The sequence below is a fragment of the Hallella bergensis DSM 17361 genome (genome assembly GCF_000160535.1).
In the GTDB taxonomy this organism is placed as follows: domain Bacteria; phylum Bacteroidota; class Bacteroidia; order Bacteroidales; family Bacteroidaceae; genus Prevotella; species Prevotella bergensis.
Window position 1 is genome coordinate 556,046 of sequence record NZ_GG704781.1, and the last position, 13,707, is coordinate 569,752.

The 13,707-nt window shown below is 43.3% G+C and carries 12 protein-coding genes; 7 read left to right on the forward strand and 5 right to left on the reverse strand.

Features of this window, described 5'->3' with window-relative positions; translation table 11 throughout:
• Nucleotides 1-27 precede the first annotated feature (27 nt).
• Together lolA1 and HMPREF0645_RS06285 are read left to right on the forward strand one after the other, a co-directional pair.
• Nucleotides 28-636, forward strand: a complete 609-nt coding sequence (gene lolA1, locus HMPREF0645_RS06280; RefSeq protein ID WP_007174082.1) for an outer membrane lipoprotein periplasmic chaperone LolA1 — start codon at nt 28-30, stop codon at nt 634-636.
• Nucleotides 637-678: 42 nt separating this feature from the next.
• Nucleotides 679-2,184, forward strand: coding sequence for a DUF5687 family protein (locus HMPREF0645_RS06285; RefSeq protein ID WP_007174083.1), 1,506 nt, complete (start codon nt 679-681; stop codon nt 2,182-2,184).
• Between the two features lie 11 nt (nt 2,185-2,195).
• Here the strand turns inward: HMPREF0645_RS06285 and HMPREF0645_RS06290 are convergent, their stop codons facing one another.
• Nucleotides 2,196-3,371: an MltF family protein gene (locus HMPREF0645_RS06290; RefSeq protein WP_007174084.1), complete on the reverse strand. Its 1,176-nt coding sequence runs from the start codon at nt 3,369-3,371 to the stop codon at nt 2,196-2,198.
• Nucleotides 3,372-3,483: 112 nt separating this feature from the next.
• Between HMPREF0645_RS06290 and hisG the strand changes: the two genes are divergently transcribed.
• Genes hisG through hisC form a run of 3 tightly spaced genes read left to right on the forward strand, consistent with a single transcriptional unit; the run spans nt 3,484 to nt 6,720 of the window.
• Complete coding sequence (hisG, locus tag HMPREF0645_RS06295; RefSeq protein ID WP_007174085.1) at nt 3,484-4,335, forward strand: ATP phosphoribosyltransferase; 852 nt, start codon at nt 3,484-3,486, stop codon at nt 4,333-4,335.
• A 10-nt stretch (nt 4,336-4,345) separates the two neighbouring features.
• Nucleotides 4,346-5,680: a histidinol dehydrogenase gene (hisD, locus tag HMPREF0645_RS06300; protein WP_007174086.1), complete on the forward strand. Its 1,335-nt coding sequence runs from the start codon at nt 4,346-4,348 to the stop codon at nt 5,678-5,680.
• Between the two features lie 2 nt (nt 5,681-5,682).
• A complete protein-coding gene (hisC, locus tag HMPREF0645_RS06305) occupies nt 5,683-6,720 on the forward strand; it encodes a histidinol-phosphate transaminase (protein WP_007174087.1) in 1,038 nt (345 codons plus the stop codon).
• Nucleotides 6,721-6,797: 77 nt separating this feature from the next.
• Here hisC and HMPREF0645_RS06310 read toward each other — a convergent pair whose 3' ends face one another.
• From HMPREF0645_RS06310 to HMPREF0645_RS06325, 4 genes are read right to left on the reverse strand one after another with little or no spacing between them, the layout of a single operon-like run.
• Nucleotides 6,798-7,949: a DUF6057 family protein gene (locus HMPREF0645_RS06310; protein WP_007174088.1), complete on the reverse strand. Its 1,152-nt coding sequence runs from the start codon at nt 7,947-7,949 to the stop codon at nt 6,798-6,800.
• Nucleotides 7,950-7,967: 18 nt separating this feature from the next.
• Nucleotides 7,968-10,049, reverse strand: a complete 2,082-nt coding sequence (locus HMPREF0645_RS06315) for an alpha amylase C-terminal domain-containing protein (RefSeq protein ID WP_007174089.1) — start codon at nt 10,047-10,049, stop codon at nt 7,968-7,970.
• A 24-nt stretch (nt 10,050-10,073) separates the two neighbouring features.
• Entirely contained in the window at nt 10,074-10,520 is a 447-nt protein-coding gene (locus HMPREF0645_RS06320) for a NanQ anomerase/TabA/YiaL family protein (RefSeq protein ID WP_007174090.1), read from the reverse strand.
• A gap of 23 nt (nt 10,521-10,543) precedes the next feature.
• Nucleotides 10,544-11,671, reverse strand: coding sequence for an MORN repeat-containing protein (locus tag HMPREF0645_RS06325; protein ID WP_007174091.1), 1,128 nt, complete (start codon nt 11,669-11,671; stop codon nt 10,544-10,546).
• 160 nt (nt 11,672-11,831) lie between these two features.
• Here HMPREF0645_RS06325 and kdsB point away from each other — a divergent pair, with 160 nt between their 5' ends.
• Together kdsB and HMPREF0645_RS06335 are read left to right on the forward strand one after the other, a co-directional pair.
• Entirely contained in the window at nt 11,832-12,584 is a 753-nt protein-coding gene (gene kdsB, locus HMPREF0645_RS06330; RefSeq protein WP_007174092.1) for a 3-deoxy-manno-octulosonate cytidylyltransferase, read from the forward strand.
• A 180-nt stretch (nt 12,585-12,764) separates the two neighbouring features.
• Nucleotides 12,765-13,637 (forward strand): sigma-70 family RNA polymerase sigma factor, encoded by an 873-nt coding sequence (locus tag HMPREF0645_RS06335; protein WP_007174093.1) that lies wholly within the window; start codon nt 12,765-12,767, stop codon nt 13,635-13,637.
• Nucleotides 13,638-13,707: the final 70 nt, after the last annotated feature.

Consider the following 13,707-nt stretch of genomic DNA (forward strand, 5'->3'; position numbering starts at 1 on the left):
TTGTTGTTGAATTAAATTTGAAGTGAAATGAAGAAGACAATGCTTGTCACCCTGATGGTGATGATGACCATGTGTATCCATGCACAAAACGCAACTCAGGCACGTAGAGTTTTAGACAAGACTGCTGCCATTGTAGGCAATCCAGGCGGTGCATCTGCCAATTTTAAAATATCCGGTTCGAAGATGGGAGCTGCCAACGGTAGCATTTATATCAAGGGCAACAGGTTTCATGCCCGTACGGGACAGGCCATGGTCTGGTATAACGGCAAAACGCAATGGAGTTATCTTAAATCGACCAATGAGGTGAATGTGTCCACGCCCACCGAAGCCCAACGCATGAGAATGAATCCATACACCTTTATCACGATGTATAAAAGTGGCTATGCCTTAGGCATGACAACCAAGGGTGCCAACTACCAAGTGCACATGACGGCACAAAACAAACAACGCGCTGTGCAGGAAGTCTATCTCACCATCAACAAGGGCACCTATAAACCGAGCGTCATTAAAATGCGTGAGAGGAACAAGTGGATAACCATAACGTTATCCGGATTTCAAACCAAGAATTTGCCCAACAGTATGTTCTTTTTCAAATCCGGAGATTTTCCATCAGCCGAGATCATCGACTTGAGGTAGGGCCTATGACTTGTTTCAGGCAGATTCTTTAAAAATGCTCGCATGAAACCTAAGCTCAGCTTTCGCCGTTTGTTTGTCCTTCTTCGCCAACATCAAAACTTGGCCGAGCAACGAGATCCTATCTTCGAAGCCAACAGGGCTGCGAAATGGGTAGCCATCATCTCCATGGCATTTTTCGTTGTCTATCTCATCATGATAGCTATTTTGCTTGCCCTTTCGGCAAATGAAACGAGAAGGTTTACATCGCCGGAGTTGTTCATGAGTGTGTCGCCTATCATCTTTCTTCTCGACCACTGGGTTCGGTTCTTGGTACAGCAAACGCCATCTCAGGTCATCAAACCATACGTCATTCTGCCGATTCCCAAATACACGTGTATTGATTGTTTCATCATCAATTCGCTGTTCAACTGGGGCAACACCTTCTGGTTTGCAATGCTTATTCCGTACTGTCTCATGTCGGTGGTGTTCAGCTATGGTTTTTTCGCTTCTCTGTCCCTTTTGCTGCTTTTCTATATCATGATATTGGCAAATAGTCAATGTTATGCTATCGTGCGTACGCTTACATCGCATCATATATTATGGTGGCTGCTACCTGTCGGTGTCAGCATGGCTATCATCAGCCCATGGCTGATTGTCGACTTCGATTATATGATGAAGTTCTACGCCGTCTTGGGCTCTGGAATTGAATCGGGCAATATCCTCCCCCATCTCATAGCTTTGGCAACGTTAATGGCATTGCTGTACATCAACCGGCGTTTGCAATATAATAATGTGATGCAGGAGTTAGGCAAGATCAGCGACACGGCTCCGACCAAGGTGTTTGACTTTACGGTTTTGAACAGGTTAGGCGAACTCGGTGAATATCTTAAATTAGAGGTGAAGCTCCTCAGCCGGAACAAGAATCCACGCAAGAGCTTTATCTCGGCAACACTTGTTGTTGTTTTCATCAGTGCTATCATATCATTCACCGAAATATACGACACGCAGTTTATGACCAATTTCTGGTGCATCTATAATTTTGTGATATATGCCCTTATGCTACTGGTTAGGGTGATGGGATACGAAGGCAACTATATTGATGTGCTGATGGTTCATAAGGAGAACATTTTGAGACTGCTCACATCCAAGTATTATTTCTTCTGCCTGTTGCTCATTCTCCCGTTCGTTCTGATGTTACCCATGGTGATTGTTGGAAAGTGGGATTTACTCATGTTGGTGTCATACGGAATATTTACGGCCGGGTTCCAGCATTTCCTGCTCATGCAGCTCGCCGTCTACAACAACAAGGCTTATCCACTGAATGAGAAGTTTACAAGTAAAGGCGGAGTGAGCAACAATTACATACAAATGATAGAAGCAACAGCAGCCTTTATTTTACCTATGTTTGTCATCAGTGTCTTGGAATTGTTTCTCGACAAGACAGTTGCATGGATTGTCATGATGACAATTGGAATGGTATTTATTGTGACACATCAGTTATGGCTCCGCAATATCTACAATCGAATGATGAGGCGTAGGTATAAAAACATGGAGTCGTTCCACGCATAGATCAGCAACCGTCAAATGCTCCACCTGTTGCCACGCTTTGCCCGTTCAGGAACAGACGGCGACATGAATGCTCCCGAGCCCCCCCGTGCAACACCACGATACTGTGCCCATCGCGAATTTATTTTTTCGACGTAATCCACGGTTTCTGAGCCACGCATATATCCATACTTCACAACCTTGTCCCTGTAATAAGCCGGGCTGCTGAGCTTGAGTACAAACTCCTTGACATTTTCCCAGCGATTGGGGTCCTTGCCATTTTTGCGAGCCAAAGCCATGGCATCCCTAATGTGATAATGCCCACCGTTGTAGCTGGCCAAAACATATGAAACGCGCTCTGAGGCAGGTACATCTGCAAAGCGAGCGTTCAGCTCCTTGATATATTTGGCGGCAGCAGCGATATTGTCCTCCGGATTATGAATACTGCCGAGTGGTAATCCTAAATGGGTGGCCGTAGCCGGCATAATCTGCATGAGTCCACGTGCTCCCGCCCACGATTGTGCCATAGGGTCGAAAGTTGACTCCTGATAGCATTGGGCAGCCATCAATCGCCAGTCCCAACGGGCTATCGGTGCATATCGTTGGAAATAATGATCATAACGCGAAATGATGCCTTGGGAACGGTTAAGCATGGGTGAATAAACCCTGCGAGTGACACTGCGTGTAGAGAGCAGAAAGCGCTCCCGCTGCGTGATTTCGGCTATCATCTCGGGCTTGAACCATCTGTTGAGTGTGTCGGCCAGCTCCTTATTGTCAGGTTGCACTGCCCACCCTGTTTTTCCAGAGTTTTGCGTTGCACCTGCAAAACAAACTCCCTTGAGAGTTTGGGGCAATTGAAAAGCCACGATATCTCCATCGCCGTTTTTAATTCGAGTTATGAGTTCTGTAGTATCCCTGCACAATTCGACGCGAAGCGATACGCCTAAGGCTTGTGCAAACTGCTCGCACAACAAATATTGCAACCCCATTCCTTTGCCATGGTAGTCATAATAGGTTTCCGGCCCGGAAATGGTGAGCATAATAATTTCTCCGTTATTGATGATGTCGTTGAGACCAAAGGCGCTGTTTGATGGAACCGTGTCTTGTCCCAGGGCACTACCCCACGGTGTGACATCCGAACGCTGCTGCTCCGCACACGAGACGACGGACAAAAAAAACAACAAAGGCACCACGGGGTATAAATATCGCATAATAACTTGATTTGGTCACAAAAGTACAACTTTTATTGCACATATACTTAAAAATCAGTACATTTGCATATAATTTTAAGATAATTAATAGAAAACATACAAGTCCTTTTCCATGTTAAGAATTGCAGTCCAATCCAAAGGTCGTCTCTACGATGACACCATGAGTCTGCTTGCGGAAGCAGATATCAACGTCTATCCCAGCAAGAGATCCTTGTTGGTGCAAAGTTCGAACTTCCCCCTTGAAGTGCTTTTTCTCCGAGACGATGATATCCCACAAAGTGTGGCCAGTGGCGTGGCCGACATCGGTGTTGTGGGCGAAAATGAGTATGAAGAGCGTCGGGAAAATGTACAGATTATCTCGCACCTCGGCTTTTCAAAATGCCGGCTTTCGCTGGCCATTCCCAAAGCATTGACCTATCCTGGCTTGCAATGGTTTGATGGGCGCAAGATTGCCACATCATATCCCAATATACTCAAGCGATTTCTTAATAAAAACAATATCACGTCGGATATCCATGTAATCACCGGATCTGTAGAAATATGTCCAGGCATAGGCTTGGCCGACGCTATTTTCGATATTGTTAGCTCGGGGTCAACTCTCGTACACAACAATCTGAAAGAGGTTGAGGTGGTGATGAAGAGCGAAGCTCTGCTCATTGGTAACTGGAAGATGGATGACGAAAAGCATGCTGTGCTGAATGAGATGCTGTTTCGTTTTGAGGCGGTACACGCAGCAAAAGCGAAGAAATATGTCATGATGAATGCTCCCAAAGACAAAATAGCAGAAATTATCAAGGTGCTGCCTGGCATTAAAAGCCCTACTGTTATCCCCCTTTCCGATCCTGAATGGTGTGCCATCCATACTGTACTTGCCGAAAAAAGATTCTGGGACGTTATTGGTAAATTAAAGGATTTGGGCGCACAAGGTATTCTCGTGTCTCCCATTGAAAAAATGATTTTGTAAACCAGACATCATGCACATAATAAAATACCCACCAAAAAGCGAATGGAGTAGAATTTTGAAACGTCCACATTTAGACGTTTCACAACTCAATGAGACCGTGAATGAAATTCTAAGTGATGTCAAATCACGAGGAGACGAGGCGGTAAGACACTATGAAGCGCTGTTTGACCAAGCAGACTTGGGGGACTTGACAGTAAGTGATGAGGAAATTGATGAAGCCATGTCAATGGTATCAACAGACTTGAAAGAAGCATTGGAGCTGGCTTATCACAACATCAGCAAATTTCATGAGTCACAACTTTTTCATGGGAAGATGGTGGAAACAGCACAAGGAGTGGTATGCTGGCAGAAGAGTGTGGCCATAGAGAAGGTAGGTCTGTATATTCCTGGTGGAACCGCCCCACTCTTTTCCACGGTGCTTATGCTGGCTACTCCAGCGAAAATTGCAGGATGCAAGGACATCGTACTTTGTACTCCGCCTAATCATGATGGCAAGATTCATCCGGCTATATTGGTTGCAGCACACATTGCCGGAGTTGATCGAATTTTCAAAGCGGGAGGAGTTCAAGCCATCGGAGCCATGGCATACGGTACACAGACCATACCCAAGGTGTATAAAATATTTGGTCCGGGCAACCAATATGTGATGGCAGCCAAACAGCAGGTTAGCCTGCACGATGTGGCTATCGATATGCCTGCCGGTCCAAGTGAGGTTTGCGTTATAGCCGACGAGGGCAGCAACGCCGAATTTGTTGCCGCCGATTTATTGTCGCAGGCAGAGCACGGATCTGACTCCCAGGTCATGCTTATATCTACATCGGATAATCTGATTACTGAGGTTAGAAGCCAAGTTGAACGACAACTTGAAAACTTACCGCGCAGAGAAATAGCCTCTGATGCTTTGAAAAATTCTAAGTTCGTATTGGTGCACGACATGGATGAGGCGATGCGACTAAGCAATGAATATGCGCCGGAACATCTCATATTGTCAACTGGGAATTTTGAGGAGATGGCTGACAAGGTTGTCAATGCCGGCAGTGTCTTTATGGGAAAATGGTCTTGCGAAAGCGCGGGCGATTATGCCAGTGGAACCAATCACACCTTGCCAACCCATCAATATGCCTTGGCCTATAGTGGAGTCAATCTGGATAGCTACTGTCGCAAGATTACCTTTCAGCAGCTGTCGGAGAACGGAGTAAGCAGCATAGGCAATGCCGTTGTAAGAATGGCAGAGGATGAGGGTCTCGAAGCTCATGCTCATGCCATGAGGATACGGTTGAAGAAGGTAGATGACAAAAAAGAATCAATCATTTCTCCATTGAATCATAAGGTTAGAAAGGGATAAAAATGAAGACATTGCAAGAATTAGTCCGAGAAAACATCTGGCGTCTGGCACCGTACAGCTCGGCACGAAACGAATACTCAGGACATGAGGCTCGAGTTTTTCTTGATGCTAATGAAAATCCTTACAACAAGCCTTTTAACCGTTATCCAGATCCTCTGCAGACAGAACTGAAAACAGAACTGTCAAGAGTCAAGCAAGTGCCGGCAGAAAACATATTTCTGGGTAATGGATCTGACGAAGCCATTGATTTAGTCTATCGAATTTTCTGTCGCCCTCAATTTGACAATGTGGTTGCTATAGAGCCTACATACGGTATGTATAAGGTGTGTGCTGATATTAATGATGTGGAATACCGTCCTGTCTTGCTTGACAGTAGCTACCAGCTCAATGCGGAAACCATGCTGGCTGCCTGCGATGACAAGACGAAGGTAATATGGTTATGTACGCCTAACAACCCCACAGGAAATAATCTTCAACAGGAGAAAATCACGAAAATACTTGAACGCTTTGAAGGAGTTGTTGTTATTGATGAAGCCTATAGCGACTTCTCCTCAGCAGAAGTCTTTCGCACCAAAATTGCCCAATATCCTAATATTATTGTACTCAACACCATGAGTAAGGCTTGGGGATGTGCAGCCATTCGCTTGGGAATGGCATTTGCAAGCAAAGAAATTATTAGTTTAATGAATAAGGTGAAATATCCATATAATATCAACTTGTTATCGCAGGAGCATGCAATCGACGCATTAAAACATCGTGAGGATGTGGAAAAATGGGTAAAATTGCTACTACTGGAACGTGGTCATCTGATGAATGCCTTCAGAGAGCTCCCTATTTGTGAGCAGGTTTACCCTTCTGACGCAAACTTCTTCTTGGCAAGAATGACTGATGCACAACGAATTTACAATGATCTAATAGATAAAGGTATTGTCGTAAGGAACAGGACACGGGTGCAACTTTGCCACAACTGTTTGCGGGTGACCATTGGAACAAAGGGAGAAAATACAGAACTACTAAGCGCGTTAAGACAGTATAGATAAGCTTTTCAAAGCAGATACCAATACGTTATTTGGTATGTTCGCTTGATAAAGGGGTGCAACCTATCAAGCAGGCAATCTTATAGTTTGTTCATCTTCTTATAGTAATAGAGCCAATAAGTCTTACCATAACTGTCCTTAAGTTTCGTGTAGCGCACGCGTTTGTCCTTGTTCTTGCGCCTTATAGCCTGAAATCCTTCATAGTCTGCTTCCATCACAGGGTCTTTAAAGACGACCATGGGATTGTTCCTTAGATGCGTGTAAAGTGTTAATGCTTCTTGATAATGTTTGGGAAGATCTATATTCAATTGATAATATAGTGGAAGTGATCGTGTAAAGCCATCAATATCACAATCCAACAGGTAGGCGCACAAAAGCCAATCGTGCGAAACCCGGGTGGCCTTTTTGGTTTGATGCAATGCTTTCAAATAATCCATCGGACGCAGCTTTTCCCTATAAACGACGCCCAGCTCCTTGTATAAGACACTTTCAGAAGGCATCACCAACTGAACAGAAGTTCCATTCGGCAACATGGCATCAGAACCACCAACTAATGGATACTCAAATAACGATTCTCCAAGTTTGTTTTGTTTTGACAAAGCCCAAATCCGGAGGAAAGTCAGACTACTGTCGGTCTCTTCTTCCAGAATACCAACTTTGGAGGCGTCAGCATACTGGCCTGAAGACAAAAGCCTCTCAATGTGCATGCGATGATGGAACAAGCGATCGTTGCATCCAATAAAACATGTTAGCAAAGACATGGCGATCATGCCAAGTAAATTTACCCACAGGGAGAAAAGCACACTTCTGTTTTGTACCTGATGATGTACGGATTCCATTTGTTTGCACATCCAAACCACCCCCGCATATATAATCATCAATAGTGGGAAAAGCCAAAACCAATGTCCAATATAACCCTCACTTTCAAGATTTGGAGTGACATCGGTCAGTACGCCCAACAATATGAATGGCGGAAAGTAGGTAAGTGCATGAAAAAACCCGTTTATGCGTGTTGATGTGTGGATTGCTATTTGCAAGAGCCACAACACCAAAGTGATAACTATAGCACCAACCATGCGATTGTAATGGGTAACTCCCTTGGACAACACGTGCTGGGCAAACGATAATATATCTGCCTGATATTCATACAGATATAGAAACGAAAAAAGTAAGAAAAGAATGGAACAAACCAGCCTGATAACTGTTGTGCCATTCTTAAATTGATTTGTCATTAATGATTTCTTCTGAAATTATTGATGTCTTAACACTACTGCAGAACGAGCGGGTATATAGAGTTTCAACCATCCCTTATGTTCTTGTTCATAGAGGCTGTCATGGTTTGTGAAGTGTGTTATACTATCATCGGCCAAACCATTGCCTCCAAAGTCAGGCGAGTCTGTATTGAGTACAACCTTATACGAACCTTCAGGAACGAGAAAACCATAATCCGTGAACGATCGATTAGGCGAAAAATTAAATACGAATATCAAGCTGCCACGCATGAATGCCAACACTTGGTCACCGTCATTATGCCATATCTCCTGTACTGGTTGCTCATTGAACTTCTTCTCACTCTTAATTACCTTGAGCATTGCTGCATCAAAATCGCCGAGATGATGATAGTTCAATTCTTTGTTGTCAACAAGATTCCACTGGCGACGTGCATATTTATGACTCCACCCATTGCCTTCGCGAGGGAAGTCTATCCACTCTGGATGTCCAAACTCATTGCCCATAAAGTTGAGATAGCCACCATTCATGGCCGAGGCTGTAGCCAATCGAATCACCTTGTGCAAGGCTATACCGCGATGAACAATATCATTTTCGTCTCCCTTTTTGAAATGCCAATACATGTCGGCATCTACCAAACGGAATATAATCGTCTTGTCGCCAACGAGGGCTTGGTCATGGCTTTCACAATATGAAATGGTTTGTTCGTCCGACCGTCGGTTCTTGATTTCCCAAAAGATGCTGCTGGGTTTCCAGTCTTCGTCTTTGAGTTCTTTGATTGTCTTGATCCAATAGTCTGGTATGTTCATGGCAAGGCGGTAATCAAAACCATAACCGCCATCTTTAAATTGAGCAGCAAGTCCGGGCATTCCACTAACTTCCTCGGCTATGGTAATAGCTTGTGGATTATATTCATGAATCAACTTGTTAGCCAGTGTAAGATAGCAAATGGCATTGTCGTCTTGATGTCCATTAAAATAATCATCATATGAAACAAAAGCCTCGCCCAGTCCATGACTATAATATAACATGGAAGTGACCCCATCAAAGCGGAATCCATCAAAATGGAACTCACTAAGCCAATACTTGCAATTGCTCAATAGGAAGTGGATCACCTCGTCTTTGCCATAATCAAAGCACAGGCTGTCCCAGGCTGGATGCTCGCGTCGTTCGCCCGGATAAAAGAATTGGTTAGGGTCTCCAGCATAGTTGCCAAGTCCTTCGACCTCATTTTTCACGGCGTGAGAATGGACAATATCCATAATTACAGCAATACCCATTTCATGAGCAGTGTCAATGAGTTCCTTCAGCTCCTCGGGAGTACCGAAGCGACTTGAAGGAGCAAAGAATGAGCTGACATGATAGCCAAAACTTCCATAATAGGGATGCTCCTGAATAGCCATTACCTGTATGCAGTTGTATCCAGCTTTCGCTATTCGTGGCAATACATTATTCTTGAACTCCGTATAGCTACCTACTTTTTCTGCATCCTGAGCCATGCCTATGTGGCATTCGTATATAAGCAACGGGTCCTTCTTGGGACGAAAGTTCTTCTTTTTCCAGCTATAGGTTTCTTGGGGATCCCAAACCTGGGCAGAGAATATCTTTGTGTGTTCGTCTTGGACAACGCGTTGTGTCCACGCCGGAATACGTTCGCCTTCACCACCATCCCATTTCACATGAATCTTATACAAATCTCCATGTTTTATGGACTTTTCCGGGAGTTTCAGTTCCCAATTTCCATCACTGGTAATTCTCTTGCAACGATAAAGGTCGTTCTCTGTCCAATCGTTGAAATCGCCTACTAAATAGATTTCTGTGGCATTGGGTGCCCATTCTCGGAATACCCAGCCACCATCCGATGTTTTATGTAAGCTGAAGTAATTATAACCATTGGCAAAATCTGAAAGAGACATCTTGCCATTCTGAGTCAACTGACTTATCTTCCATAAGGCATGTTCATGACGGCCACGTATTGCCTCTTCAAAAGGTTCAAGGTACGGGTCGTGAGCAACGATTCCAATATGTTTTGGAGTAGAGCTTTTTTGCGAGTTAGAAACTTTCCTCCGAGTATCCTCTTTTACATTCCTTTTAGTTGCCATAGCATTATTGGATTGATGGTTATATTAGACGCTAACTTTGAAAATAGCCTTTCTGAATGACGACTGAGCCGAAATGCCAGGAGCATGTCCATCTTGTGGCATAAAGATAACAAACTGTCCCGGTTTCACTGTCACGAAAGTTTGGGAGCCCACCCCGAGCAACTTAGCCATATCCTTGTCTTCATTGTATTCAGCAGCAGGTAGGTCCTTCACTGGGATATATCCATAGGTCTCCGATGTACTGATAGGTACCTGAATGTCTATCATCTTTTTATGATATTCCATGGCAGCCTCCTCCCGCGTTTTACCTTTGAGCGTTTGAATATTTACGAATACGTCTTTATTCCTTATAAGATGCTTGCCATCTTCTAATGTCTCCAGCTTATTCGACTCCAAAAAGTTAACGACATCCTGAAACAACGGATTCAGGGAAACGTATTTCTTTAAATTCTCTAATGTGTCAATTATCATAAATTATAGTATAAAGAATTAATTTAATTATCATTAAAACGACGCCCACTGTCGTAATGCCCCGTTGAGATGACCTGACCGTTCCGATCCTTCTCCACAAATCGTCCGTCTCGTATATCATTGACATAGGTTCCTTCAAAGCGCTTGCCATTTTTCTGCTCCTCTATGGCTTTGCCATTACGCATGCCATTTTTATAAGTTCCCTTGAAACGTGTGCCGTCGGCGTAATGAATAATCACCTCACCATCGATTTTGCCATTCACAAAATCTCCATCAAACACATCCCCATTTTTCTTGGTGAGTTTGCCTCGACCATTTTGAAGATCATTTTTCCAAAGTCCCTCGTATTTGTCTCCTTGTGCCCATACAAAAGTGCCAAAACCATGACGGTTACCTTCGGCGAAACGTCCTGTATACCGATCGCCATTGGCATATTTAAAGATGCCCTCTCCCGTACGTTCTCCTTGATCATAATCACCCTCGTATCGGTCACCGTTTTGAAATATATATATACCCCTGCCCTGCTGAATATCGTCTTTCCACTGACCTTTATAGACGTCGCCATCAGCATACTTGTTTACACCATAGCCCGAGCGCTGGTTGTTAACCCATTCGCCCTCGTAAGTTGTACCGTCTCCCCAGTCGAAAAACCCTTTTCCTTCCTTCTTGTCATCTTTCCACTGTCCTTTATAGTAGGCTCCATTGGCATATGTATATTTGCCTTTCCCTTGTCGCATGTCGTGATACCAGTCTCCGTCGTACTTATCTCCGTTAAAGTAATACATGATACCATGTCCTTGCTGATAATCTCTAAACCATAACCCTACATACTTATTATTGTTGTTAAAATAATAAGTACCGTGTCCATGTTGCTGATTTAAAATCCATTGTCCTTCGTATTTTTCTCCATCAGAAAAAGTGTATATGCCATATCCGTGCCGTTTACCCTTAACGAAATCACCTTCGTAAGTGTTGCCGTTGTCAAACAATACACTCCCCTTACCCTGTGGTTTGCCAGCAGCCATTTGTCCTTTATATACCCCTCTAATACCAACCTCCTGCACAGTACATGAGCCCAATGTTATTTTCTGAGCATAATTGCAGATTGGAATTGAGAGAAATAATAAAGCCAATATCTTTTTTTTCACCATTCAGAATTTTTGTTATATTCAATTTCAAAGATAGTAATAATAATCGAATATAAACCTTGTACGATTGATATTTAAATCTTTAAATTACGATTTTAACATTATTAAATAAGCCCCGTTGTTTATATTTTCGTAATTTTGCACTATCAACAAAGACCAAAACATGAAGAAAATTGCAATTATCCCTGCACGATACTCATCAACCCGATTCCCAGGCAAACCTTTGGCGCTACTTGCAGCAAAACCTGTCATTCAACATGTTTATGAAAAAGTATCACAGATTATAAGCGAAACATGGGTAGCCACAGACGATGAACGAATTTTCAACAAAGTGAAGGAATTCGGCGGAAAAGCCGTGATGACGCGAGCAAACCATCAAAGTGGAACTGACAGGATACAAGAGGCGGTCAGTCACATAAAAACCGATGCAGAAATAATCATCAACATCCAAGGAGATGAACCTTTCGTACAGCATTCTCAAATCAACACCCTGTGCAAACTTTTTGAAGACCCTGACACCCAGATCGGTACCATCGGAAAAGTGTTCTCGGATATCGAAGCGGTTGAGAACCCCAATTCTCCCAAAGTCATTATAGACAACCATCAGTTTGCCATGTACTTTTCTCGTTCTCCAATTCCATTTATAAGAGGGGTTGAAAAAAAAGAATGGATTAATCATTTCCCTTTCCTCAAACATATTGGCATCTATGCGTATCGAAAAAATGTATTAGAAAAAATCACGCAATTGCCACAGTCTTCATTAGAAATAGCAGAAAGTTTGGAGCAGTTGCGATGGCTTCAAAATGGATATAAAATTAAAGTTGGGTTCACTGATGTTGAAACAATTGGAATTGATACACCTGCGGAATTGGAAAAAGCTGAGCAATACTTACGTAGTCACCCGACTGACATGTGATATATTATGTTGTAGCAATTAAGTTTTACCGGGTTTCATACCTCAGTTCTGCTTGTAAACGAATGTTATAATTTTGTAAATAAGGGTAATGAAATTGTTACTCTTATTTATTTTTACTATATTTAGTTCGCTTTTAAATAAATCGTTTTATTAAAAGCTTTTTATTACCATTTTATAAGCATGAGACAACTTAAGATTCAGAAGAGTATAACAAACCGTTCCAGCGAAGCATTAGACAGATACCTTGTTGAAATAGGACGCGCACCCCTCATATCGATTGACGAGGAAATAGAGCTCTCCCAAAAGATTCGGAAAGGGGGCAGAGAAGGTCAGAGGGCAAAAGACAAACTCATCACTTCCAATCTTCGCTTTGTTGTATCTGTCGCAAAACAGTATCAACACCAAGGATTATCATTAACTGACTTGATAAACGAGGGGAACATCGGACTTATCAAGGCTACTGAAAAGTTTGATGAGACACGAGGATTTAAGTTCATATCATATGCTGTGTGGTGGATTCGCCAGAGCATACTGCAAGCTATCGCCGAACAAAGTCGAATTGTGAGGCTTCCCTTAAACCAAGTTGGAACTCTGAGCAAAATCAACAAGGAAATCAACAATTTCGAGCAAAGGCACGAGCGCCGTCCAAGCACTCAGGAAATAGCCGAAGCCATTGATGTGGAAGCAGGTAAGATAAGGATGAGCATGATGGCCGACGGACATCATGTGAGCATAGATGCACCTTTTCAGGAAGATGAAAGCAACTCTATGGCAGACATTATGGCCAGTGGAGATGACACCAGAACAGACAAGAGGGCTGATCACGAAAGCATGGCTCAAGAGCTGAATACCGTACTTGAGAGTGTTCTAAAAGAACGAGAAATAACCATTATTAGAGAATGTTTCGGCATAGGATGCCATGAACTGGGACTTGAGGAAATTGGCGATCGTTTAGGTCTGACACGCGAACGGGTTCGACAGATAAGGGAAAAGAGCATTGCAAAACTACGTGAAAGCGGGAATATTAAAATTTTGATGAAGTATTTGGGATAAGTTAGCCCACGCCGCTACGGTGGCTGTTGGGCAATTGCCTTTGCGACCACCAAGGGTATCCTGTTTTGAC